This is a genomic window from Candidatus Methylomirabilota bacterium (assembly GCA_035709005.1).
Lineage (GTDB): Bacteria > Methylomirabilota > Methylomirabilia > Rokubacteriales > CSP1-6 > 40CM-4-69-5.
The window spans coordinates 36,641-58,552 of sequence record DASTFB010000071.1 but is presented as its reverse complement, the minus strand read 5'-3'; the positions used below and the strand labels follow the sequence as shown (position 1 = coordinate 58,552).

The 21,912-nt window shown below is 70.5% G+C and carries 26 protein-coding genes and 1 riboswitch; of the genes, 3 read left to right on the top strand and 23 right to left on the bottom strand.

What is annotated here, in order from left to right:
- Positions 1 to 91: 91 nt before the first annotated feature.
- The 6 genes from VFR64_11345 to thiS all read right to left on the bottom strand — a co-directional run bounded on the left by VFR64_11345 (position 92) and on the right by thiS (position 5,063).
- Positions 92 to 895: a cobalamin-binding protein gene (locus VFR64_11345; protein HET9490336.1), complete on the bottom strand. Its 804-nt coding sequence runs from the start codon at positions 893 to 895 to the stop codon at positions 92 to 94.
- Positions 896 to 900: 5 nt separating this feature from the next.
- Positions 901 to 2,229, bottom strand: coding sequence for an amidohydrolase (locus VFR64_11340; GenBank protein HET9490335.1), 1,329 nt, complete (start codon positions 2,227 to 2,229; stop codon positions 901 to 903).
- On the bottom strand, positions 2,226 to 3,338 hold the full coding sequence (thiO, locus tag VFR64_11335) for a glycine oxidase ThiO (GenBank protein HET9490334.1): 1,113 nt from the start codon (positions 3,336 to 3,338) through the stop codon (positions 2,226 to 2,228). The genes VFR64_11340 and thiO overlap by 4 nt, the downstream gene beginning before the upstream one ends.
- A gap of 124 nt (positions 3,339 to 3,462) precedes the next feature.
- Positions 3,463 to 4,089, bottom strand: coding sequence for a thiamine phosphate synthase (thiE, locus tag VFR64_11330; GenBank protein ID HET9490333.1), 627 nt, complete (start codon positions 4,087 to 4,089; stop codon positions 3,463 to 3,465).
- Complete coding sequence (locus tag VFR64_11325) at positions 4,077 to 4,859, bottom strand: thiazole synthase (protein ID HET9490332.1); 783 nt, start codon at positions 4,857 to 4,859, stop codon at positions 4,077 to 4,079. Before VFR64_11325 ends, thiE begins: the two co-directional genes overlap by 13 nt.
- 3 nt (positions 4,860 to 4,862) lie before the next feature.
- Positions 4,863 to 5,063 carry a sulfur carrier protein ThiS gene (gene thiS / locus VFR64_11320; GenBank protein ID HET9490331.1) on the bottom strand — a complete coding sequence of 67 codons (201 nt, stop codon included), beginning with the start codon at positions 5,061 to 5,063 and terminating at the stop codon, positions 4,863 to 4,865.
- Between the two features lie 116 nt (positions 5,064 to 5,179).
- A riboswitch (TPP riboswitch) is annotated at positions 5,180 to 5,280 on the bottom strand.
- Positions 5,281 to 5,471: 191 nt separating this feature from the next.
- Between thiS and VFR64_11315 the strand changes: the two genes are divergently transcribed.
- Positions 5,472 to 5,621, top strand: a complete 150-nt coding sequence (locus VFR64_11315; protein HET9490330.1) for a hypothetical protein — start codon at positions 5,472 to 5,474, stop codon at positions 5,619 to 5,621.
- A gap of 81 nt (positions 5,622 to 5,702) precedes the next feature.
- Here VFR64_11315 and VFR64_11310 read toward each other — a convergent pair whose 3' ends face one another.
- The 6 genes from VFR64_11310 to VFR64_11285 form a co-directional block, all read right to left on the bottom strand.
- Positions 5,703 to 6,419 (bottom strand): UPF0158 family protein, encoded by a 717-nt coding sequence (locus VFR64_11310; protein ID HET9490329.1) that lies wholly within the window; start codon positions 6,417 to 6,419, stop codon positions 5,703 to 5,705.
- Entirely contained in the window at positions 6,416 to 6,961 is a 546-nt protein-coding gene (locus VFR64_11305) for a hypothetical protein (protein HET9490328.1), read from the bottom strand. Before VFR64_11305 ends, VFR64_11310 begins: the two co-directional genes overlap by 4 nt.
- Positions 6,962 to 7,039: 78 nt before the next feature.
- Entirely contained in the window at positions 7,040 to 8,473 is a 1,434-nt protein-coding gene (locus VFR64_11300) for an SEC-C metal-binding domain-containing protein (protein ID HET9490327.1), read from the bottom strand.
- Positions 8,470 to 8,760: a hypothetical protein gene (locus VFR64_11295; GenBank protein ID HET9490326.1), complete on the bottom strand. Its 291-nt coding sequence runs from the start codon at positions 8,758 to 8,760 to the stop codon at positions 8,470 to 8,472. Before VFR64_11295 ends, VFR64_11300 begins: the two co-directional genes overlap by 4 nt.
- A 93-nt stretch (positions 8,761 to 8,853) precedes the next feature.
- Positions 8,854 to 10,860, bottom strand: a complete 2,007-nt coding sequence (locus VFR64_11290) for a thioredoxin domain-containing protein (protein ID HET9490325.1) — start codon at positions 10,858 to 10,860, stop codon at positions 8,854 to 8,856.
- 13 nt (positions 10,861 to 10,873) lie between these two features.
- Positions 10,874 to 11,947, bottom strand: coding sequence for an aminomethyltransferase family protein (locus VFR64_11285; GenBank protein ID HET9490324.1), 1,074 nt, complete (start codon positions 11,945 to 11,947; stop codon positions 10,874 to 10,876).
- Between the two features lie 37 nt (positions 11,948 to 11,984).
- Between VFR64_11285 and VFR64_11280 the strand changes: the two genes are divergently transcribed.
- Positions 11,985 to 12,659, top strand: a complete 675-nt coding sequence (locus VFR64_11280; protein HET9490323.1) for an A/G-specific adenine glycosylase — start codon at positions 11,985 to 11,987, stop codon at positions 12,657 to 12,659.
- A 2-nt stretch (positions 12,660 to 12,661) separates the two neighbouring features.
- The gene (mutT, locus tag VFR64_11275; GenBank protein ID HET9490322.1) at positions 12,662 to 13,054 is read left to right on the top strand and encodes an 8-oxo-dGTP diphosphatase MutT; all 393 of its coding nucleotides are present in this window, start codon (positions 12,662 to 12,664) and stop codon (positions 13,052 to 13,054) included.
- On the opposite strand, the gene VFR64_11270 is transcribed toward mutT, so the two are convergent.
- The 11 genes from VFR64_11270 to VFR64_11220 form a co-directional block, all read right to left on the bottom strand.
- On the bottom strand, positions 13,048 to 13,587 hold the full coding sequence (locus VFR64_11270) for a hypothetical protein (protein HET9490321.1): 540 nt from the start codon (positions 13,585 to 13,587) through the stop codon (positions 13,048 to 13,050). The genes mutT and VFR64_11270 overlap by 7 nt on opposite strands.
- A 49-nt stretch (positions 13,588 to 13,636) precedes the next feature.
- Positions 13,637 to 14,926 (bottom strand): tetratricopeptide repeat protein, encoded by a 1,290-nt coding sequence (locus VFR64_11265; protein HET9490320.1) that lies wholly within the window; start codon positions 14,924 to 14,926, stop codon positions 13,637 to 13,639.
- A gap of 102 nt (positions 14,927 to 15,028) precedes the next feature.
- Positions 15,029 to 15,847, bottom strand: coding sequence for a transglutaminase-like domain-containing protein (locus tag VFR64_11260; GenBank protein ID HET9490319.1), 819 nt, complete (start codon positions 15,845 to 15,847; stop codon positions 15,029 to 15,031).
- Entirely contained in the window at positions 15,847 to 16,506 is a 660-nt protein-coding gene (locus VFR64_11255; protein ID HET9490318.1) for a ferritin-like domain-containing protein, read from the bottom strand. Before VFR64_11255 ends, VFR64_11260 begins: the two co-directional genes overlap by 1 nt.
- Positions 16,503 to 16,856: a hypothetical protein gene (locus tag VFR64_11250; protein ID HET9490317.1), complete on the bottom strand. Its 354-nt coding sequence runs from the start codon at positions 16,854 to 16,856 to the stop codon at positions 16,503 to 16,505. The genes VFR64_11255 and VFR64_11250 overlap by 4 nt, the downstream gene beginning before the upstream one ends.
- A gap of 130 nt (positions 16,857 to 16,986) precedes the next feature.
- Positions 16,987 to 17,535 carry a peptide deformylase gene (gene def / locus VFR64_11245; GenBank protein HET9490316.1) on the bottom strand — a complete coding sequence of 183 codons (549 nt, stop codon included), beginning with the start codon at positions 17,533 to 17,535 and terminating at the stop codon, positions 16,987 to 16,989.
- 52 nt (positions 17,536 to 17,587) lie between these two features.
- Complete coding sequence (locus VFR64_11240; GenBank protein HET9490315.1) at positions 17,588 to 17,974, bottom strand: VOC family protein; 387 nt, start codon at positions 17,972 to 17,974, stop codon at positions 17,588 to 17,590.
- Between the two features lie 15 nt (positions 17,975 to 17,989).
- On the bottom strand, positions 17,990 to 19,015 hold the full coding sequence (gene queG / locus VFR64_11235; protein ID HET9490314.1) for a tRNA epoxyqueuosine(34) reductase QueG: 1,026 nt from the start codon (positions 19,013 to 19,015) through the stop codon (positions 17,990 to 17,992).
- The gene (locus VFR64_11230; GenBank protein ID HET9490313.1) at positions 19,012 to 19,662 is read right to left on the bottom strand and encodes a class I SAM-dependent methyltransferase; all 651 of its coding nucleotides are present in this window, start codon (positions 19,660 to 19,662) and stop codon (positions 19,012 to 19,014) included. Before VFR64_11230 ends, queG begins: the two co-directional genes overlap by 4 nt.
- A 103-nt stretch (positions 19,663 to 19,765) precedes the next feature.
- Positions 19,766 to 21,439, bottom strand: a complete 1,674-nt coding sequence (gene ilvD, locus VFR64_11225) for a dihydroxy-acid dehydratase (protein HET9490312.1) — start codon at positions 21,437 to 21,439, stop codon at positions 19,766 to 19,768.
- A gap of 54 nt (positions 21,440 to 21,493) precedes the next feature.
- Positions 21,494 to 21,907 carry a hypothetical protein gene (locus tag VFR64_11220; GenBank protein ID HET9490311.1) on the bottom strand — a complete coding sequence of 138 codons (414 nt, stop codon included), beginning with the start codon at positions 21,905 to 21,907 and terminating at the stop codon, positions 21,494 to 21,496.
- Between the last annotated feature and the right edge of the window lie 5 nt (positions 21,908 to 21,912).

Here is a 21,912-nt window from a genome sequence, read left to right as displayed (position 1 = left end):
GATCGGTCACGGAGGGCCAATCCTAGCCCGACGCGGCCGGCCCCCCAACATTTTTCAGGGTGCTCCGGAACCCTGCTCCAAGCTTACGCTTCTAGCCGGACGCCTGGAAGGCCTGGACGATCTCGTGAATGCGCCGCAGCCCCACCATCAACGACGGTCCCGGAGCCAGGATATCGTTGCCCGACAGCTCGTGGATCTGGCCCTGCTTGACGGCCGAGATCGATTGCCAGCCCGGGCGGCTCGCGATGGTCGCGCGCTCCACGGGCTTGCCGCACCAGGACGCCAGGATGATCTCGGGATCGCGCCGCACGACTTCCGCGGGCGGCACGATGCGTCCCGAGGCGCGGCCCTCGGCGCGAAGCTCGGCGAAGATGTCACGGCCCCCGGCGATCTCGATCAGCTCCGAGACCCACCGGATGCCGGTGATGAGCGGCTCCGGCCACTCCTCGAAGTACACGCGAGGGTGGTCCGGCCACACCGCGGAGTACTCCCGGATCTGCTTCATCTCGTCGCGGATGTCCTGGACGATCTCGCGCGCGGCCGGCTCGCAGCCCAGCACACCGCCGATCAACAGGATGGTCCGCAGCACCTCGTCGACCGACCGCTGGTTCGTACACAGGACGGTGACGCCGGCCGTCACCAGCTCGCCCACCACGTCCGCTTGTAAATCGGAGAAGGCCAGGACCAGATCGGGCTCGAGCTCGAGGATCCGGTCGAGCCGGAAGCTGGTGAAGCCGCCGATCCGGGCCCGCTCCCGTGCGGCCTCCGGGCGTCGAGCCGTCCCCGGCACGCCGACGACCCGGTCGCCGGCTCCGACGAGGAACGCGATCTCGGCAGTCTCCGCGGTCAGACAGACCACGCGCTGGGGGAAGTCGCTGGCGCTCTTGCCGTACACCGGGCTCAGCCCTCGAAGAGCTCCCGGGTCGCGGTCCCGCGCTGGAAGGCCAGGTACTGCTCGCGCGTCATCGGGGGCTTCGCCTGGCCGAGCACCGCGCGGGCGCCGGCAGCGCCCTGCGCCAGCATGTCGATGGCCATGGCCGCCAGGGCCTTGGCCGGCGTCACGTAGGCGAGCGGCTTGTCGACGATCTCGAAGTCCGGGCCGTGGCCGGTGCCGCGCGCGCCACCGATGTAGGGATGCAGCACCGGCATGACCTGGCTGAGGTCGCCCATGTCGGTGGAGCCGGTACGGTGGCCGATCTCCCGGTAGTGCCCTTCACCGACCAGGCGCACGGCGTCGACGCGAAACTGGTGCGCCATCACAGGATCGCAGCGCATGGGCATGTAGCCGGGCAGCGTCTCGATCTCCACTCGGGCGCCCAGAGCCAGGGCGCCCGCTCGCAAGGCGCGATCGACCTTCACGTTGGCGTCGCCGATGGCCTCCACGCTACGCCCGCGCACGTAGGTCTCGATCCGCACCTCACTGGGGATGACGTTCACCTGCGAGCCGCCATGGGTGATGATGGGATGCACCCGGATGGTGTCTTCGTCACGGAACGTCTCACGGATGGCGTTGATGGCCATCAGACCGATCTGGGCCGCGTAGAGGGCATTGATCCCCCGGTGGGGCGCGCCGCCGGCGTGGGCGGCCCGTCCCAGATAGCGGACCGTCTTCACGATGCAGCCGTTGTTGGAGGCGGGGACGCCGGCCTTGCCGTCCTCGGCGCGGGAGGTCGTGTGGATCATCATGGCGAGGTCGACGTCATCGAAGTGACCGAGGCGAAGGAGCTCGGGCTTGCCGCCCAGGAACTCCAGCTTGCCCTCCCGCGCCTGGCTTACTCGCCACTCGATGTCGCCGTACTCCTCGGCGGGGACCGCGAAGAAGACGACCCGGCCGGCCAAGTGCTCGCTGACCTGCGGGTCGGTCAGTCCCATGGCGCAGCCGAGCAGCCCCGCGATCTGCGCGTTGTGACCGCAGGCGTGGGCCGCTCCCGTCCGGGGATCGGCCTCGGGATGGCCTGCCACGACGAGGGCGTCCAGCTCGGCGAGAAGGGCCAGCGTCGGACCGGCGCCGCCCCGCCCTGCGAGATCGGCGCGAACGCCCGTGATGGCCAGCCCCGGCCGGGCGGACAGACCGAGCTTGGCCAGCGTGTCCTCCACTAGCCGGGCGGTCGTGAATTCCTTGAAGCCCAGCTCGGGGTGGCGCCGGATGCGCTCGCCGAGCCCGATGATGTCTTCGCTTCGCCGGTCGATGGCCTCCCACACCCGCTGCTTGAGCTCGTCTTTCGTCATTGCTGGCGGCCTCTCAGAAGTCGGTCGGGGAGAAACGCCTCGAGGGACATGGACGGCCGCCCCTTCACGATCCACTCGGTCATCATCCGGGCCGTGATCGGGGCGAGGAGGATGCCGTTGCGGAAGTGGGCGGTCGCCACCCACAAACCCTCGACATCAGGCCACGGCCCCAGAACGGGCAAGCTGTCGGGGGCCCACGGCCTGAATCCGCACCACGTCCGGGCGATCGGCAGCGCGGCCAGCGCCGGCACCAGCTCGATCGCCGCGCCGAGCAGTCCAGCCATACCCTCCGCCGTCACCGCCCGCCGAAAGCCCACGCGCTCGACCGTCGCCCCGATGAGCAGTTCGCCGGACGGCCGGGGCACCAGATACACGGCATCGGCGTGGATACAGTGGTGTACCACCGGCGGCACAGCGGCCAGGGCGACCATCTGCCCGCGGCGCGGCTCCACGGGCAAGCGCTGGCCGAAGGACGCGGTCAGGCCCGCCGTCCACGCTCCGGCGGCCAGGAGCACCCCGTCGGCATCCAGGCGTTCGCCCTCGACGATCACGCCACGGGCGCGAGCCCCCTCGATCACGACTTGAGACACGGCGCATCCGGTGCGGACGACGACGCCCGCGCCGGCCGCTGCCTGCGCGTAGGCGACGACCAGCCGCTGGTTGTTGACCCAGTGATCGCCGCGCACGAACATCGCCCCGTTCACCTTGGCCGAGAGCGCCGGCTCGCGGGCCTGGAGCTCGGTACGGTCCCAGGCTTCCACGCCCAGCTCGGATCCGATCGCCTGGGCGGCGCGGGCCTGCGCCTCCCGCACGTCGTGGGCGGAGTAGAGCGGGTAGATCGTCCCCCGCGTCATGTGCTCCACGTCCATGCCGGTACTCTCATGGAGCGCACGGGCGACCTCGGGGAAGAGCCGCCAGCTCGCGATGGAGAGGTCGCGGAACGGTGCCGGCGCCGACTCGCCGAGCGGGGCCACCATGCCCGCGGCGGCCCCGGATGCCTCGGCGCCGGGCAGGGCTCGCTCCACGAGGGTCACCGCGCAGCCGGCCCTGGCCAGCTCCCAGGCCGTGGCGCAGCCGATCACTCCGCCGCCGACGACGATGAGCTTCATCTGTTGTAGCGGGGGCCGCGAGCCCGGGTCGGGCCGTGGGTGGCCTGCCCTGGGTGCGTGTGGCTGCGTGACTCTCGTGGATCTATTGGAGTCGGATCCTGTTCCATCACGTCAGGCGTCGCCATCACTTGGCCATATCGAGGGCCTCGAGAAAGTGCCGAGTGGCGCGGGCCGGCGACGGGGCGGCCAGAATGGCCGAGATCGCGGCGACGCCGCGAGCACCGGCCCGACGCACCTCGCCCACGCGCTCGGGCGTGATGCCGCCGATGGCGATCACCGGAACTCTGACGCCCCGGCTCACCCGCTCCAATGCCTGCAGGCCCTGGGCCGGCCCGTAGGCGCGCTTGGACGGAGTGTCGTAGACGGGACCGAACACGATCCAGTCCGCCCCGGCCTCGGCGGCCTCCATGGCCTCCTCGAGGCCGTGGACGGAGGCGCCGACCCGCAGGCGCTTGTCGGCGATGGTCACGATATCGGCCACGGCCAGTGACGTGGAGGTGCGCTGCACGCCGTCGGCGCCGACGGCGAGCGCCACGTCGACGCGATCGTTGATGATCAGCGCCGCGCCGTGCTCGGTCGTCGCCACGCGAAGGGCCCGGCCCAGCCGGGCCAACTCGGCAGCTCCCAGGTCTTTCTCCCTCAGCTGCAGCGCGGGCAGGCCCGCGGCCAGGCACTCACGGACGACGTCGACGAGGTCCCGGCCGCTGGTCTGGGCGCGATCGGTGACCAGGCACAGGCTCAGCTGGTCCAATCCGGCACACCCTCCAGCGGCGAGGAGGCCGTGGCGTAGAGCTTCTTGCCGATGCGGCCGGCCTTGTAGGCGAGCCGTCCGGCCTCCACCGCCAGTCGCATGGCCCGAGCCATGGCCACGGGGTCGCGGGCGCCGGCGATGGCCGTGTTCATGAGGACGCCGTCGCAGCCGAGCTCCATGGCGATGGCGGCGTCGGAGGCGGTCCCGACACCAGCGTCCACGATGACCGGCACCGTCACCGATTCCAGGATGATCTTGACGTTGTACGGGTTGCGGATGCCGAGCCCCGAGCCGATGGGCGCGCCCAGGGGCATGACGACGGCCGCGCCGGCGTCCTCGAGCCTCTTGGCCACGACGGGGTCGTCGTTCGTGTAGGGCATGACGACGAAGCCCTCGCGCGCCAGGACCTTGGTCGCCTCCAGCAGGCCCAGCACGTCGGGGAATAGCGTCCGGGAATCGCCGATGACCTCCAGCTTGACCATCTCTCCCAGCCCGGCCTCGCGGGCGAGGTAGGCCGTGCGGATGGCCTCGTCGGCCGTGTAGCAGCCCGCCGTGTTGGGCAGCAGCGTGAACCGCGTGGTGTCGACGTGGTCGAGGATCGACTCGCCGCTGCCGGGCAGGCTCACCCGCCGGATGGCGACGGTGACGATCTGGGCGCCGGACTCCTCGTGGGCCTGGCGCATGACGTCCAGGGATCCGTACTTTCCGGTTCCGACGATCAGGCGCGAGCTGAACTCCTTGCCTCCGATAACGAGCGGCGTGTCGTGCATGTGCTATCCCCCACCCATCGGCCTGACGATCTCCACGCGGTCGCCGTCGCGGAGCCGGGTGCCCGCGTAGTGGCTCTTCGGCGTCACCTCGCGATTCACCGCGACGGCGGTGTATTCGCGGCGGACGCCCAGCCGCGCCAGCAACGCCTCGATGCTGACGCCGTCGTCGACCTCTAGGACCTTCCCGTTCACCGTGATCTTCATCGTTGTTTCGGCGTCTTCTTGCGCTGTCGCGGCGCCTCCGCGCCGGCACCTCCCGCCCGCGGCTCGGCCCTGGAAAGCACAACGGCCGCTCCCCGGAACCGGGTGCGGCCGTGCTCTCAACGGTCTCGCCGTGTTCCCTACGCTGGCATGATCCAGATCAGGTTCGAGGGGTCCCGGGCCGCACCCGGTTCTCAGGAATCCTCCCCCCACGGCGACGAATGGAGTATACCACCGGGGCATGCGTCGCGCCCGCGTGCCCGCTCCGTCTCCGTTCAGTGTCGGACCGGGTCGCGGAGTTCGCGTATCATCCCCGCGATCGCAGGGCGAATCTCGCCTGGCGGGACCGCCACCTACGACGCGGAGCGGGCGCGGCGCCAGTACGGCGCCGTCGAGCCCGAGAATCGGCTGGTGCGGCGACGCTGGAAGCGAGCTGGAGCGCCGCGCTGGCCGGCGTGCAGGGGCTGGAGGGCCGACTGGCTCACGGCAACGGCCGAGCGCCACACCCCGCCCGACCGGGCCACGCTGCTCCAGCTGGCGGAGGATTTTCCCGGGCTGTGAAACGATCCGGCGACGGACATGCGGTCCGCCGGGTCAGGTGTTGGAAGAACACCCGGTAGCCTCACTATCAATCGCCATCGCTCAACACCCGTTGGACCCTGGCGGCACAGTCGTCGCCTCGATGTCCCGGTCGGCGAGCCATTCGAGCATCGCCCCTCGCACGCGCGCGTCGTGGAACGCGAACCACCGCTCGTGCTCACGCGGATAGCCGGCCAGCGCGTCCTTGAACCGGCGGAAGGCGCCACGACCGCGCAGCGCGACGTCGAGAAGCTCGCGCAGGTGCGGGTTCTGCACCGACGCGGCGAACTCGACCATCCAGCCGTACTCCGCCGAAGACGGCAGCCGCTCCACCTCCACGAGCCGCCCCTCCGCCAGCCCTTCGTCCACCTGCTCTTCCGAGAGGTCGGCGGTCTCCCCGTCGCCCCAGATGGCGTGTGCCAACACCTTGCCGGTGCGGAGATCGAGGTAGTAGTCATACTCATCCGATCGCCACGTCAGCGCCATCTCCAGGTCGCCCCAGTCGATCGGCACGCGCCTTCGCGTCGGCCGTTCGCCCGCCAGCCTCGCCAGGATCTTCTCGCGGGTGGCGTCGTCGAAATCGCGACCGTAGAAGCGGAGGAAGACCGCCTCGCGGATCCGCTCCGGCGACGCCTGCGGCTCTCTCTCGAGGAGCGACGCCACGACGAAAGCGCGGGCGGTCGAATACATCGAGAATCCCATCCGGAGCCGGTCCTCCCCCGAACGGGCGAGCAGCATCCGCCGGTACCGCGCTTCCACGCCGGCCGGCGTATCCGTCATTGCATCGCCTCCCGGTACAGAGCGTCCAGCCCGAGCCGCCTCATCCATTCGGCGAGGTACGCGCGATCCAGATTCATCACCGACTCGACGAGATTGCGGACGTCGGCGAGTTGAATCGCGGATCGGCTCTCGCGCGCCCACTCGAGCTTGGACAGGATCAGGTCTTCGGGCGCGACTACCAACAGCTCCTGCCCTTCGATGGCGACGCGCCGGCGCCGGGTGAACTCCGTCCGACGATATTCGGTCTCCCTCCGCACGACGACGTCCACCTTCACGACCAGCGCCGTGTGGATCATGTTGAACACCGCCTTGGTCTCGACGGCCTGGCCCACCGCGTCCCTGTCGATATAGAAGTCGTCCTCGAACAGGTCACACATACGATCGACGTCGGCCGTGGACAGATCCACGACGAGGTCGACGTCGCGCGTCATGCGTGGCACGGCATAGTGGCTCATCGCGATCGACCCCGTCACCATGTAGGAGATACCCGCCCGGGCCAGTCGCCCCGCCACGATCTTCAAGACCTCCAGCTCCTCGCTCAAGGCGCCAGTCGCTTACGCCATCGATCTGTGACAGCCAAGGTCACACGTGGCGCGACCGGACACGAGCCTGGGATGGCGCTACCCTGGCCGCTCGAGCCCCAGCGCGGCCCACATCCAGCCGAAGTCGTAGGCGGGGCGGCCGTCGCGCCGCTGCCGCTCGGCCATGTTCTCCATGGCCTTGAGGAGCGAAATCACCTTCCCCCGCCCGGACTTGAGGACGCTGGCCTGGCGCGGGGTGCGCCCGCCAAGCGCCGGCAGCCGCTCATCGAGCCATCCCCGGTAGTGCTGCTCGTAGAACTGGCCCAGGAGCTTGGCCTCCACTTCCGGCGGGATCTCCGACGGCCTGGCAGCCGGGCTCGGGGAACCCCCCGCCGCCTGGCCGACGTCCTGGTACCTGGTGGCGCGATACGCGACGGCGCTGCCCGCGAGCGCTGCGATCATCGCCCGCCCCCGCTCGGCCCACGGGCGTGAGGTCGTCTCGAAGACGAGGCGCCGGCCCTTGGGCACGACGGTCCCCAGGCTCCGGCGGGGCTCTTCACCGCCCCCGAGGCGCATTGAGGTCACCTGGATTCCCTTGGCCGCGCGCCTGGTGGGCGGCCGGTCGGCCGCTTGCTCGGCCTCCAGCCACACGTAGCTGCCGTCGTCCTGCTGGCGCAGATCGGGGTGGCGAGCAAGGGCCGCCGCAACCGCACCCTGGTCCTTCACGTCGAACACCACCCGCGCCAGCACGACCTCGTCGCCTTCGGCGGTCACCACCCGGGGCACCGGGAGGAGCGCGACGTGGTCCAGCCACAGATGATGGAAGAGCATGCCGTGCCTCTTGAAGAAGGTGGTGAGGTCACCGCCTGGAACCTTGCGCTTGAAGTCCCGCTGAGCCCGCCGGAGGCGCTTGAGGATGTCCTCCTTGGCCAGCGCCGGGTAGAGATAGGGCAGGCCGTCGAGCACGGGGACGCCGGCCGGCCCCAGCATCACGCGGGCGCCGAGGAGATCCCACTGGATGAGCTGGCGCGTGCCGAGGCGCTCCTGCACGCGGAGGCGCTCTCCCGTCCACAGGTCGGTCAAGTCGAGCCCCTCCTCCGGCCTCACCCGCGCGATCTCGTACGGCCGCAGGTGGGACAGACGCATGCGCTCCAGATAGCGCGCCTCGCCCGAGCGCAGGCTGCGCCGCTCGCGCGCGAGGAACTCCTCGGCGAGCGTCCGGCCGCTGGCAAGGCGGAAGTCAAACACGAACCATTCGAGGTAGGCGGTCTCGCTCTCGCCCAGCCGCATCGCCTCACGAAGCTCGTCCTCCGTGCGGTCCACCATCCAGTCGACCCAGAAGGCCGCGCTACCCACTGCGTGCGTCTCGTCGAGCTCCGCGCGTCGCGAGAAGCGGAACAGTCCCTCCAGCGCGCTCTTGCGCTCCGCCGCCGTGAACGCGCCCGGCGCCGGGGCGTCTTTCGCCAAACAGCACTTCTTGTATTTCTTGCCGCTCCCGCACGAACAGGGGTCGTTCCGGCCGAGCGCGCTCATGGCTCGATCCGGTCGCCGCCAAGCCCGAAGCTCACGACGCTACCCGGGAGATAGTCGCTCGAGCCCAGAGGCGGCGGGGCGATGACGAATGGCCGCGGGATCTCCTCGTGGGTGCTCAACGCCTCCGCCCCCGGAGGGGGCGCGGTCTCGAAGATCAGGTGCAGGGTCGAGCCCGGGTAGGCGGGCAGGTCGCGGGGCTCGACGGCCTCGCAGCTGACGCGGTAACGCGCGAGCGCCAGGGACGCGCTCACCCGCGGGGGCCTCGACACGCGCACGGCGCCGCCCATCGGATTGCAGCATTCTGGCCGGGCCGCGCCCTCCCCGTCAAGGGCGCTTACAGTTCCACGCCTCCGCCAGACGCTCGTGTGATCGCGGCGGGATCAGACGCCGTCGAGCTGGCGGCCGAGCGCCGCCGGCTCCGTCACCGGCAGATCGCAGACATAGTTGCGGCAGACGTACGCCGTGGCCCGGCCGTCCACCGCGACGCGGCCCTCGAGCAGAGGGATGGTGGCCGAGGGCGCGCCGTCACCGTCCCGGACGCCGGCGACGACCCGGTTGGGCAGGTAGCGCGAATAGACCTCGGCGAGCAGCGGCTCCAGGCCGCCGCGGGGGCCGTCGACCAGCGCGACCTCCACGACAGGGCCCAGGTTGAAATCCAGCGCGCACAGGAAGCGCCCGAAGCCTGCGGGATGGCGCGACAGCAGATCGGCCATTGGTCGCAGGGCCGCCAACGCCTTCTTCTCGTACGCGGTCTCGCCCGTGAGCACGCGCAACCGCAGCAGGGTCTCGATGGCGACCGAGCTGCCGCAGGGCACGGCGTTGTCGAAGAGGTTGCGCGGGCGCACGATGAGGCGCTCGTGGTCGCTGCCGGTGTCGTAGAAGCCGGCCACGGCCTCGTCCCAGAACAGCGCCAGCATCTGGTCCGCGAGCTGGCGGGCCTCGTCGAGCCAGTGGCCATCGAGCGTCGCCTGGTACACCTCCAGGAGCGCCGCCGCCATCATCGCGTAGTCCTCGAGGTAGCCTTTGAGCCTGGCCTCGCCGCTCTTCCAGGTGCGGAGCAGCCGGCCGTCGGCCTGCATGGCGCCGAGCACGAACTCCGCGTTGCGGACGGCTGCCGCCACGTAGTCGGGCCGCCGCAGCGCGAGCCCGGCCTCGGCGAACGCCCGGCAGGCGAGACCGTTCCACGCCACCAGCACTTTGTCGTCGCGTGCCGGACGCACCCGCCGCTCCCGGACCTCCCGGAGGCGTTGCCGCGCGCCGGCGATGGCCGCGGGGTCGGGCGCACCGGGAACCCACAGAACGTTGCGGCCCTCGAAGTTCGAGCCGCGGTCGACCCCCCAGTACCGCAGAGCCGCCTCGCTGTCCGGGCCCAGCGCGCTCTCGATCTCGTCGCCCGTCCAGACGAAGAACTTGCCTTCCTCGCCCTCCGAGTCCGCGTCCTGCGAGGAGTAGAAGCCGCCCAGCGGGTCCGTCATCTCGCGCAGGATGTAGTCCAGCGTCTCCTCGGCCACCCGCCGGTACTCGTCGTCACTGAAGGCCTGCCAGGCGGCGAGGTAGAGCGAGGCGAGCTGTGCGTTGTCGTAGAGCATCTTCTCGAAGTGGGGCACCAGCCACTGCGCGTCCACCGAGTAGCGGTGGAAGCCGCCCCCGAGCTGGTCGTAGATCCCGCCGCGGGCCATCCGGGTGAGCGTGGTCCGCGTCATCGCGCCGGCCGTGGGGTTGCCGGTCCGCTTCCAGAAGCGCAGCACGAACTCCCAGAGCATGGGCTGCGGGAACTTCGGCGCCCCGCCCAGGCCGCCCTGCCGCTCGTCGAACTGCGCCGACACACCGGCGAACGCGCTGAAGAGCACCTCGTCGGTCAAGAGCTGGGCGGCGTTGCGCAGGCGCTCGGTGCGGTTCAGCTCGGCGGCGAGCCGGCCCGACGACTCCAGCACCTCGCCCCGCCGGGTGCGCCAGGCCTCGGCGAGCGCCTCGAGGAGCTGGGGAAAGGCCGGCATGCCGTGGCGGGGAACCGGCGGGAAATACGTGCCCCCGTAGAAAGGTACGCCGTCGGGGGTGAGAAACACCGTCATGGGCCAGCCGCCGTGCCCGGTCATCGCCTGCACGGCCTGCATGTAGATCTGGTCCACGTCGGGCCGCTCCTCCCGATCCACCTTGACGTTGACGAAGTGCTCGTTCATGAGTCGGGCGATGTCGCGGTCCTCGAAGGACTCCCGCTCCATGACGTGACACCAGTGGCAGGCCGAGTAGCCCACGGAGAGCAGCACCGGTTTGTCTTCGGCGCGGGCCTTGGTGAACGCCTCCTCACCCCAGGGATACCAGTCCACCGGATTGTGGGCGTGCTGGAACAGGTAGGGGCTCGTCTCGTTCGCCAGCCGGTTCGTCACGTCGGGTATGGCCTCAGCGCGTGAAGGGCAGCGCGGACACCTTGGCCGCGAGCTCGCCGGTCGGCGTGTGGACGGTGACCGGGCTGCCCGCTTCGGCGTACCGCCGCCGGATCAAGCCGAGGGCGAGGGGGCGCCCGAATCCGAAGGACCACGTCGCGCTGGTCACCCGGCCAACCTCCTGGCCGGCCGCGACGATGGCAGCTCCCGGAGAGGGAACCGCCCGGCCCTCGATCTGCAAACCGCGCAGATGCCGGTTCACGTGCCCGCGATCGCGGATCCTCACGATGACCTCCTGGCCCAGGTAACAGCCCTTCGTGTAGGAGACGAGATCGTGAAGGTCGATCTCGGGCAGCAGAACCGACTGGTCGACGTCGTGGCCGACGCGCGGGATGCCCGTCTCGATGCGCAGCGATTCCCGCGCGGTGAGGCCCACCGGCCGGGCGCCGGCTCGCTGCAGCGCCGGCCACAGGGCCGCCCCGGCGTCCGCGGCAGCGACGATCCACACCTCCGGCTCTCCGGTCTCCCCCGTCCCGCGTACCAGCCGGACGTCGCTGCCCTGCGCCGTTGCCGTGGCGTGCGCCCAGGGGGCTTCGGGGACAGCCGTGCCGGTCACGCGCCCGGCCAGCGCGGGGGCGTCCGGGCCGGCCAGCAGCAGCAGCGTCGATTCGCCCGTGGCGTCGCGGAGGGCGACCTTCTCCGAGAACAGAAACTGATCGAGGTCCTGAACCGTCTTGGCCGCCATGCCGTGAGGCGTCACGAGCAGGATGCGATCCTCCAGGACCCACACCAGGAGCAATGTCCGGATCTTGCCGTGGACGTCGAGAAACGCGGCCCGGCAGCCGTGGCCGGGCATCAGCGCCTTGACGTCGTTGCTCAGCATGCCCTGCAGGAAGGCGGCGCGGTCGCGGCCGGTCGCCTCGACCACGCCGACATCGCTCGCATCCATCAGACCGGCCGCGGTGCGCACCGCCGCGTATTCCCCGGCCGCATCGCCGTAGTCCAGCGGCAGCTCGAGCCCGCAGGGCTCGGCGAACCGCGCCCCGGCCGCCGCATGCTGATCGTGGAGCGGCAAGCGATGCGCCGTCATCGGCTCCATTCTACGCCGTCGTGCTAGACTGCGCGCCGTGCTGAAACTGCCTGCCGCCACCGTGCGCGCCTTCCGGCGCCGGCTGCTCGCATGGTACGCCCGGCACGGACGCGACCTGCCGTGGCGACGCACCCGTAACCCCTACCGCGTCCTCGTCTCCGAGATCATGCTGCAGCAGACGCAGGTGGACCGCGTCATTCCCAAGTACCACGAGTTCCTGCGCCGCTACCCCACGATGCGGGCTCTGGCCGGGGCCCGCGTCGACGAGGTGCGTCGCCTCTGGTATCCGCTGGGGTACAACGCTCGGCCGATCCGGCTCCGACAGATTGCCAGGGAAACGCTTGCCCGGTACGGTGGGCGTCTTCCCGACAGCGATGAGCGGCTTCGCACCCTGCCGGGTATCGGGCGCTACACCGCCGGTGCCATCCGAGCCTTCGCATATGATGCCGACACCGCGGTGCTGGACACCAACGTGCGCCGGGTTCTGGGCCGGGTGTTCGTCGGACGTCGACGAGCCCGGCACCTGCGGGGAGACGGGCCGTACTGGGACCTGGCGGCCAGGCTGGTGCCGAACGGGCGCGGGTACGATTTCAACCAGGCCCTTATGGACTTCGGCGCAACCCACTGTACGGCCAGGAAACCAGCGTGCCGAACATGTCCCCTCCGGGGGCTTTGCGTGAGCTATCCCCTACACGGCGCCGCCCTCCGCTGACGATGCCGCTGGAGATCGAGGTCGCCGCCGCCCTGATTCGGGACGCCCGGGGACGCTACCTCATCACGCAGCGGCGGCGCGGGTCACACCTTGCCGGCTTGTGGGAGTTCCCCGGCGGCAAGCTCGAGCAGGGCGAGACGCCGGCCACGTGTCTGCGCCGTGAACTGACGGAGGAGCTGTCGGCGACCTTCAGCGTCGGCCCTCTCGTCGACACCGTGCGGTGGGAGTATCCCGACCGCACCGTGGTGATCCACTTCCACGACTGCCGGCTGGAGTCCGGGGCCATCGTTGCCCGGGAGGCCCAGCGGATGGAATGGGTCGACGCCGACGCCCTGCCGGCCTACCGGTTCCCGCCCGCGGACCGCACCCTCATCGAGCGCCTGCGCGGTCACTGACCGGTCGGCCCGGCCTCGGGCGTCGGGCTCCGCGGGTCCGGCTCCGCAGGGTCGGGCGCGCCGAGAATCCGGAGGAGATCGACGGCCAGGACGCCAAGGGCCGCGAGGATCACCAGCAGCCCCAGGCCCCCCACGGCCTGGCCCAGGCCCGGTGCCGCGTCGACGAGACCCGCGCGGGCGAGCAGGTAGCGCCAGTCGTGGATGACCGCTGGCCCGCCGTGAAGCGGCAGGACCATGGCGCGGGCGTCGGCGATGTAGATCGCCACGTGGGTCAGACTCTCACCCGCCCAGAACAGCGTGGCCGCCGCGGCCGCGTGTCGGCGCCGCCGCCAGAACGACAGCGTGCAGGCCAGTGGGATCGCGATCTGCGTCAGCGAGCCGCCGAGCGCCTGCAGCACCGGTCCGAAGAAGACGAACAACATGTGCCCGGCCTCGTGAAAGATGAAGTTGGCACCATCCAGAATGCCGAGGAGCAGGCCGGGGGCCTGGTAGCTCAGGCCGCGTGCCGCGACCTGCCAGCCCAGGAACAGCATGACCACCAGCCCGACGATGCGTGCCGCTGCGGCGCCTGTCTTGCTCAGATCAGCGGTCCAGTTCGAGCAGGTACTCCTTGATGCGGCCGGCGTCGGCGGCGTCGGGCTTGAGAGCGAGGTACTGCTCGAACGCGCGCCTGGCCCGTTCCTGGTCCTTCTCCTGGTAGTACAGGAAGCCGAGCTGCCGCCAGGGATCCGGCAAGGCGGGGTCGAGAGCGGCCGCCTGCTCGTAGCGCGCCAGGGACTGCCGCGCCTCGAGCTTCTTGTCGTCCAGGCTCCGGGCCCGCTGGGAGCGCAGACGGTGGAGGTCGCCATAATAGATGTGGGCGATCGGATCACGAGGCGTCACCGCCAGGACCCGGTCCAGCTGGCGTTGGGCGAGCGCGAAGCGCCCCATCCGGATGTCCTCGTACGCGTTTTCGCGCACGACGGTGCGCGTCCTGAGCTCGAACGCCGCCGTCTGCCGGATCCGCTCGGCCTGGCCCGCTGCCCCCGCGTGCTTCGCGTTCACCAGGGCCGTGGTCGTCTCGATCCGCTCCTGTAGCCGGGGGTGGCTGCCGAAGAAGAATGTCTCCACGGGACCCCGATCACCTGCCTCGGCGAGCAGCAGGGCGAAGACCCTGGGAGCTTCGTTGGGGTCGTAGCCGGCACGGACGAGCTGCTCCAGGCCCGCGCGGTCGGCCTCGCGCTCGAGGTCGCGACCGTAGCCCTGGATGGCAGCCACGGTGGCCAGCGCCAGCCCGAGCCCCAGCACGGCATTGGCGGTCTGGCTCAGGACGGCCGTGCCGACGTGATCGCCCGATTGCATCGCCGAGCCCGCGGCCACGGCCACGCCGATGCTGGCGGCGATGGCCCCCACCGTGTAGAGCGTCTGCTTGGTGCGCGCGTCCCGGGCGAACCGGAGCGCGTGACGGTGAGTGACGTGGGTCAGTTCGTGGCCGAGGATCGTCGCCAACTGGGCTTCGTTCTCCAGACGGCTGAGCAGGCCCGTGTGGACGTAGACTTTCCCGTTGGGCATCGCGAACGCGTTGAGCGTCGGATCGCGGATGACACCGACCTTGATCCCCGGGCCGCCGGCAGCGCGAACCTCGTCGGGCACGAGCCTATCGGCGATGCTGCTCAGGTACTCCTCGAGCAGGGGGTCGTCGTACATTTCGGCGCGCTTGAGCAGGGCCTGCTCTTCTTTCTCGGCCCGGCTCCAGAGCGCGCGCTCGTCGGCCTCGGGACGGAACGGTTGTCCGCCGGCGCCGATGGGGGCCACCTGCCGCGACGCGCAGCCGGACACGACGAGCACGGCGATCACGACCCACGCCACCGCCCACCGCGCCCGAAACCTCACCCCGCCAGTCTACCCTCGGTCACGCGATCCGAGCGCCGGCTTTGCCGGCGCAGCAGTTTCCTGGGGGAGGCCTCGGAGGGGGCGGCCGAGGCCCCCTCCGATTCAATTCAGCGCCGCCAGACGGGTCCGAAGTCGCCGGAGGTCGCGGCGGACGAGTTCGGCGTCCTCGGCGTTCGGGCACTCGCGCAGATAGTGTCCCCAGTCGGCCGCCGCCTGGTGCGGCTGGCCCAGCTTCAGCAGGACCGTCCCGCGATCGCGCCGGTGGACGACCGAGCGCTCGTCCGCAGCCAGGAGCCGATCGAAGACCGCCAGCGCCTTGTCCCATGCCTCGCGACGGCAGTAGATGCCGCGCAGGTTCATCAGCATCCGGCTGAGGATCTGCCGCTTGCTGGCCGGGGCGAAATGCGCGTCGGTCAGCGGGATGCGCCGTCCGACGGCCCGCGCCACCAGGTCGGCGGCCCGCTCGGGAGTGAGGAGCGCTCCGCCGTCGAAGGGATCCAGCAATACCGGCTCCGAGCCCACCTCGGCGCGGACGACGAAATGGCCGGGCAACCCCACTCCCACGATGTTGAGGCCAACCCGTCGGCCCACCTCCATCAGCACCACGGACAGCGTGATGGGAATACCCATCCGCCGCTCCAGGACGTCGTTGAGACAGCTGTTGCGAGGGTCGTAGTAGTCGTCGACGTTCCCTGTGAAGCCCTCCTCCTCGAAGAGGAACTCCCGGAGCCGATGCAGCGCCTTCAGTGGATCGCCGACGCGGGCCGCGCCCGACGCCGCCGCCAGCTCGTCCAGGCGTATGAGCGAGTGGGCGAGTGACAGGCCGGGATGCTCGATCTGCGCGATGAGCAGGGCGCCCAGCCCGAGGTCCAGAGCCTGGTGGGGGAGCCGGACCAGGTCAGCGAATAGCCGCTCTGGCATCAGCAGCCCGGCGCGTGGTGGATTCCCGCGCTGAGCAGGACCTTGTGCTGCAGCTCCTCGGCCAACTCGAGCGTCCGCCGCGCCGCGCGCGCCGCCGCGGTCTGAGCCTGGGCAGTGACGGCCAAGCGGCTCAGCAGCCGGCGCCCGAGCTCGTGGTGGTAGCCCTCGTCGGGCTCGATGACCTCGCGGTACAGGCCGGCCGTCTCTCGGTCCCCGGCCCGCTCGCAGAACTCGATGAACTGGCGGTTCTTGACGACGGCGATCGCTTCGCGAGTGAACTGGCCGGCCGCGACCCGTTCGACCGTCGTCTGGAGCGTGTCCAGGTACGAGAACAGCGGGCCCCATCCCTTGGCCAGCGGATCGAAGCCGGCGAGGTCGACGCCGAGGGCGCGAAGCCGGTCGGCGATCATCCGGTAGTGCTTGGCCTCGTCGCCGACCTGGCGGGCCAGAGCCAGCTTCACGTCGACGTCCTCGGTGGCGACGAGCCAGCGCGCGGCGATCTCGGTCGCCTCCAGCTCGTTCTTGAGGGCGACCTTGAGCAGGTTCGCCACGGTGAGCTCGCCCTCGACCTCGGGCTTGAGCGTGTCATCGGGCGCCAGCCGCTCCAGCAGCGCCCGGTTCTGGGCGTCGAGCCTCGCCACGAACTCCTCGGCCGTCATGCCGCCACCCCCTCGCGAAGCAGGCTGGGAAGCTGCGCCGTCAGCGTCTCCTTGGTCACCACGCGGGCGCAGCGAGCGTGCCAGGGTTGCGTCTGGCGAGCCAGAGCGTGGGTGGTGAAGGCCAGCACGGGCACCGCGCTACCCGCCAGGGTCGAGAACATCCGGTCGTAGTCGAACCCCGCCGTGAGATCCAGCAGGGCGAACCGCGGACGCCCCGACAGGGCCTCCCCCACCTCCTCGACCGTGCGGGCGAAGGTGAGCGGCACCCCGACCAGGCGTGCCGTCTCCCGGATCCGGGCGACGAAGAACAGGTCCTTCACGACCGCGAGCACGGCCCCGGGGCCCGCCATCGGGGGGGCATGGGGGGCCATCTCGGGGCCCCCCGTGTCCGCCAACGTCATCTCGAGGGGCGCCCCGGCTTGGCCGGGGCGCGCCGAGCGCGGGGGGGTATGGGGGGCCATCTCGGGGCCCCCCATGTCACTAATCGGCTTGTTCTCGGATTCCAAGCCAGTGCTTCTGCCACTCGGCGATGTGGCTCAGGGTGGCCAGATCGCGCATCCGGTCGAGATAAACGATGCCGTTGAGGTGGTCGGTCTCGTGCTGGATGACGCGAGCGAAGAAGTCCTTGGCGACGACGTCCATCGGCTGACCCGACCGATCGAGGCACTCCAGGCGCACGGCCGTGTACCGCGGCACCACGCCCCGCATGTCCGGCACGCTCAGGCAGCCTTCCCAGTCTTCCTCGGTCTCGTCGGTGAGCGGGGTAACCACCGGATTGACGATCACCGTGAGCGGGATGTGGGGCGCCTGGGGGTAGCGAGGGTTGGCCTGCACCTCGATCACGGCGATCTGCTTGAGCGTATGGACCTGGGGGGCGGCCAGCCCGGCCCCGTCGTATTCCCGCATGGTCTCGATCATGTCGTCGATGAAGCGTTGGACCTCGGGCGAGCGTAGCGCCTCGAGGGAGACGGGCTCGGCACGCCGTCGGAGCACGGGGTGACCCAAGCGGGCGACCTTGAGAACGGCCATGACGCAAGAAATTGTAGCACGCAGGCCGGCCAGGTCACGGGCGGGTCGACCGTTACCGGTAGGCGACGAGCTCCAGCAGGTTGCCGTCGGGATCCAGGAAATAGAGGCAGTCGTGGTCGCCCCAGTCGATGGGCGCGTGATGGGGCACCCCGCGCTCCCCGAAGAGCACGCGGGCGCGGGCCAGGTCGGTCGGCGCCACCCGAAAGGCATGATGCGACTCGCCGAGGGGATGCTCGATCAGCTCGCGGCCGCCCGGCCGGCGGTCCGGCTTGAGGAACAGGGCGCAGGCCCCGTCGGCATAGCGCAGGAGCACCTGGTCGGGCAGCCGCATCTGCACGGTCATGCCCAGGATCTCGGTATAGAACCGCTCCGCTCTCTCGAGATCGGCGACATCGACGCCGAAATGATCGAGGTGCTGGAGGCGAAGGGGGCCGGACATACCGCGCCCCGGCGATCACGCGTCGCGGATGCGACGGAGCGCCCAGGCGGCGGCGCCGCTCACGATGGCGTCGGCGTCGCTGGCCAGACGCTCCAGCGCCGACGCCGTCCCGGTGTCGCGCCGGCTGCCCAGCGTCAGGGCCACGTTGCGCACCAGCCCGCCGCGCTTTGCGCGCCAGAGGGCGCTGCGCCGGAAGCGGCTGCGGAAGCGCTTCTCGTCGAGGTCGAGCAAATCGGCCAGCGGACCCAGTGGCGCGGCGGGAGCGAAGGCCCGCTCGGAACTGGCCGGCGCTTTGCGGTTCCAGGGGCAGACCTCCTGACAGACATCGCAACCGAAGACCCAGTCGCTCAAACGCTCGGCGAGAGCGGTCGGGATCTGGCCGCGGTGCTCGATGGTGAGGTAGGAGATGCACCGTCGCGCATCCAGGAGGTAGGGCCCCACGAAGGCCTGGGTGGGACAAGCCTCCAGGCAGGCGGCGCAACTGCCGCAGCGGTCGGGCTGCGGCCCATCCGGCTCCAGGTCGGCCGTGGTCAGGACGATGCCGATGAAGAAATAGGAGCCGAGCTCGGGCGACAGCAGATTCGTGTTCTTGCCGATCCAGCCCAGGCCCGCGCGCGCCGCCAGATCGCGCTCGAGCACGGCGCTGGTGTCGACGGCAGCCCGGCTCCGCACGCCAGGACCCGCCGTGTCGATGAAGGCGGCGAGCGAGCTGAGCTTCGGCCGCATGACGTCGTGGTAGTCGCGCCCCCGCGCATAGCGGGCCACCGGCTGCCAGTCCCCGGGCGCGTCGCCGGCCGGGGCGTAGTTGAGAGCGACCGCGACGACGGAACGCGCCCCGGGAAGCAGGCGTTCGGGGTCGACGCGCTCGGCCCGGGTCCGTTCGAGGTACGTCATGCCGCCCGCGTAGCCCGCGTCCAGCCAGCGCTCGAAGGCGTCCGCGTGCGGCGGTGGCGTCGCCGGTCCCACCGCGGCCCGCTGAAAACCGAGGTCCAGGGCCCGCTCCTTGATGGCCCGGGTCCGGACCGCGCCAACCAGGTTCATCGCCGTCGGGCCTTCACAATGAGCCAGGCGCGGGTCAACTGGCGTCCGCCGTCTTCCAGGTAGCCGATGTAGCGGAACCAGCGGCCGTCGGCCCGCCAGCGGTCCTCGAACGCCACGACGGCGGCCAGCGCCGACTCCAGCGAGTCGAACGTCCGCACCTCGCGCTCGACCTCCAGATGCTCCACCGCGAAGCCCCAGGCGGTCAGCAGCCGGCGCACCCGTTCTTCATCGTAGGCGAAGCGGGAGGGGCGCCCCGTCTCGCGCCACTGGTCCGTGTGAAAGCCCACCACGGCCAGCACGCCGCCCGCGCTCAGCGCCCGGCTGGCCTTCTCCACCAGCGGGTCGGACAGGAAGAGATGGGCGGTGACGAGGTCGAGTCGATCGGCAGCGATCGCCGTGAACTCCACCTGGTCGGCGTCGGCCACGAGGAATTCAGCATTGCCCAGACCGGCGGCACGAGCGCGGCGCCGCGCCTCGTCGATGAGGCCGGCATCGCGATCGATGCCGATCACCCGCCGGCACCGGGGCGCCAGCGCCAGGGCCAGCCGCCCCTGCCCCGTGCCCACGTCGAGCACGTTCATCCTCGCCACCGGCTCGACGTCCAGCAGCCCCAGAAAGATTGGGCTGATTCCTTCAGCGGCAAGCATCGGCCCCACCCGGCTATGCTACCGCGTCCGGGCGCGGGCTTCGCCCGCGCAATCCTTCCTGGGGGAGGCCTCGGAGGGGGCCGTTCGAGGCCCCCTCCGACGACTATCCGGTGACTGCGCCCTCCGAGGCGCTGGAGACCAGCCGGGCGTACTTGGCCATCACGCCCCACCGATACCGTGGCTTGGGCGGCTTGACCGTCTTGAGCCGGCGCTTGAGCTCGGCCGCGGACAGCTCCACGTCCAGACGACGCTTCTTGATGTCGATCACGACGATGTCGCCATTGCGGAGGGCGGCGATGGGCCCGCCTTCGGCGGCTTCGGGGGCGACGTGGCCGATCATGAAGCCGTGAGTGGCACCGGAGAAGCGGCCGTCCGTCATCAAGGCCACCGTCTGCCCGAGCCCGGCCCCCTGGATGGCCCCGGTGACGTGCAGCATCTCCCGCATCCCCGGCCCGCCGCGGGGTCCCTCATAGCGGATGACCACCACGTCGTTGGCCTTGATCTTTCCGGCCTTCACTGCCGCGAACGCATCCTCTTCGCGATCGAAGACCCGGGCCGGACCGCGGTGCAGCTCGCGTGTCTGACCCGAGACCTTGGCCACGCAGCCCGCCGGGGCCAGGTTACCGCGCAGGATGGCCAGGCCGCCGTAGCCCTTGAGTGGATCGCGCAAGGGGTGGATCACCTTCTGGCCGGGCGTCTCGCGCGCCGCCCGCGCTTCGTCGCCGATAGTCTTGCCGGTGACAGTCATCTCCTTGTCGTGCAGGAGGCCGGCCTCCAGCAGCCGCTTGGCCACCACCGCCATGCCGCCCGCCGCGTGCATCTCGGGCGCCGTGTAGGCGCCCCAGGGCTTCATGTCGGCCAGCAGCGGGGTCTTGCGGGACACCTGATCGAACTCGTCGATCGTGAGCTTGACGCCGGCCTCGCGGGCGATGGCCAACAGGTGGAGCACGGCGTTGGTGGAGCCGCCGGTCGCCATGACGCCGGCGATGGCGTTGTGCAGGGCCTTGCGGGTGATGATCTGCCTGGGCAGCGGCCCCTGCCGGAGCAGATCCATGACCAGCCGCCCCGTCTGGAAGGCGACCTCGTCCTTCTGCGGATCCACGGCGGGCACGTCGTTGAAGCCCATGGGCGACACGCCGAGCATCTCGAAGGCGGTGGCCATGGTGTTCGCGGTGAACTGTCCGCCGCAGGCCCCGGCGCCCGGGCAGGCCCGGCTTTCGATCTCGCGCAGCTCGCGGGCATCGATGCGGCCCGCGTTGTGGGCCCCGATCGCCTCGAACACGTCCTGCACCGTCAGCCGCTTGCCCTTGTACTCGCCGTAGAGGATCGATCCTCCGTACAGCATCACGCTGGGCAGGTTCAGGCGGGCCATCGCCATCACCATGGCGGGGATGGTCTTGTCGCAGCCCGAAATCCCCACGAACGCGTCCAGGAGGTGGCCGCGCACGACCAGCTCGACGGAGTCGGCGATGATGTCGCGGCTGATGAGCGACGCCTTCATGCCCTCGGTCCCCATCGAGATGCCGTCGGTGACGGAGATGGTGTTGAACTCGATGGGAGTCCCGCCCGCCGCCCGGATCCCTTCCTTCACCTTCTCGGCGAGCTTCCGGTGGTTCCAGTTGCACGGCGTGATCTCGATCCAGCAGTGGGCCACGCCCACCAGCGGCCGGGTCAGGTCCTCGTCGGTGAAGCCGATGGCCTTGAAGTACGAGCGGGCGGCGGCGCGGTCAGCGCCGTCCAGGAGCGTGCGGCTGTTGTGGCGCGGATCGAAGGTCATCACGACGGGCCTCCCTCGGCGGTGTTGGCGGCGGTCAGTCTAGCACGGCGCGCGTCAGGTCGCGGGCCGCTTGGCTACCAGGAACGTGAAGCGCCCTTTCTGGACGACCTCTCCGCGCTGATTGATCACCTCGCGGTCTTCCACCACCACGCCGCCCTCGCGCATCGAGCGCTTGAGGGCCGTCTTCGCTCGGCTGTGGATGGTGTCGCCCACCTGCAGCGGCGCGACGATTTCCCACTCGACGCTGAGGAACGCGAGCACCGCCAGGGGCGGCTGGGTCAAGCGCCAGCCCAGCCCGGTCGTCAGGCACAAGGGGAGGAAGGCCGGCACCGTGTGCGGATCGGTGACGGGTTCTTGAGCGACGCCGGCGTAGAGCGCCACGTGAGCCTCGGTGAGGGTCATGGCCGGAGTCTCCTGGATGTCGTGCACCTTCACGTCCTCGAAGTACCAGCGGGCCGGCCCCGTCATCGGGC

What these genes read in the sequence shown, in the direction of transcription:
- VFR64_11340 (HET9490335.1), bottom strand. Translation starts at nt 2,229, where the DNA reads ATGACGAAAGACGAGCTCAAGCAGCGGGTGTGGGAGGCCATCGACCGG.
- thiO (HET9490334.1), bottom strand. Translation starts at nt 3,338, where the DNA reads ATGAAGCTCATCGTCGTCGGCGGCGGAGTGATCGGCTGCGCCACGGCC.
- VFR64_11325 (HET9490332.1), bottom strand. Translation starts at nt 4,859, where the DNA reads ATGCACGACACGCCGCTCGTTATCGGAGGCAAGGAGTTCAGCTCGCGC.
- thiS (HET9490331.1), bottom strand. Translation starts at nt 5,063, where the DNA reads ATGAAGATCACGGTGAACGGGAAGGTCCTAGAGGTCGACGACGGCGTC.
- VFR64_11310 (HET9490329.1), bottom strand. Translation starts at nt 6,419, where the DNA reads ATGACGGATACGCCGGCCGGCGTGGAAGCGCGGTACCGGCGGATGCTG.
- VFR64_11300 (HET9490327.1), bottom strand. Translation starts at nt 8,473, where the DNA reads ATGAGCGCGCTCGGCCGGAACGACCCCTGTTCGTGCGGGAGCGGCAAG.
- VFR64_11295 (HET9490326.1), bottom strand. Translation starts at nt 8,760, where the DNA reads ATGGGCGGCGCCGTGCGCGTGTCGAGGCCCCCGCGGGTGAGCGCGTCC.
- VFR64_11285 (HET9490324.1), bottom strand. Translation starts at nt 11,947, where the DNA reads ATGACGGCGCATCGCTTGCCGCTCCACGATCAGCATGCGGCGGCCGGG.
- mutT (HET9490322.1), top strand. Translation starts at nt 12,662, where the DNA reads ATGCCGCTGGAGATCGAGGTCGCCGCCGCCCTGATTCGGGACGCCCGG.
- VFR64_11270 (HET9490321.1), bottom strand. Translation starts at nt 13,587, where the DNA reads ATGCTGTTCCTGGGCTGGCAGGTCGCGGCACGCGGCCTGAGCTACCAG.
- VFR64_11260 (HET9490319.1), bottom strand. Translation starts at nt 15,847, where the DNA reads ATGCCAGAGCGGCTATTCGCTGACCTGGTCCGGCTCCCCCACCAGGCT.
- VFR64_11255 (HET9490318.1), bottom strand. Translation starts at nt 16,506, where the DNA reads ATGACGGCCGAGGAGTTCGTGGCGAGGCTCGACGCCCAGAACCGGGCG.
- VFR64_11250 (HET9490317.1), bottom strand. Translation starts at nt 16,856, where the DNA reads ATGGCGGGCCCCGGGGCCGTGCTCGCGGTCGTGAAGGACCTGTTCTTC.
- def (HET9490316.1), bottom strand. Translation starts at nt 17,535, where the DNA reads ATGGCCGTTCTCAAGGTCGCCCGCTTGGGTCACCCCGTGCTCCGACGG.
- VFR64_11240 (HET9490315.1), bottom strand. Translation starts at nt 17,974, where the DNA reads ATGTCCGGCCCCCTTCGCCTCCAGCACCTCGATCATTTCGGCGTCGAT.
- queG (HET9490314.1), bottom strand. Translation starts at nt 19,015, where the DNA reads ATGAACCTGGTTGGCGCGGTCCGGACCCGGGCCATCAAGGAGCGGGCC.
- VFR64_11230 (HET9490313.1), bottom strand. Translation starts at nt 19,662, where the DNA reads ATGCTTGCCGCTGAAGGAATCAGCCCAATCTTTCTGGGGCTGCTGGAC.
- ilvD (HET9490312.1), bottom strand. Translation starts at nt 21,439, where the DNA reads ATGACCTTCGATCCGCGCCACAACAGCCGCACGCTCCTGGACGGCGCT.
- VFR64_11220 (HET9490311.1), bottom strand. Translation starts at nt 21,907, where the DNA reads ATGACGGGGCCGGCCCGCTGGTACTTCGAGGACGTGAAGGTGCACGAC.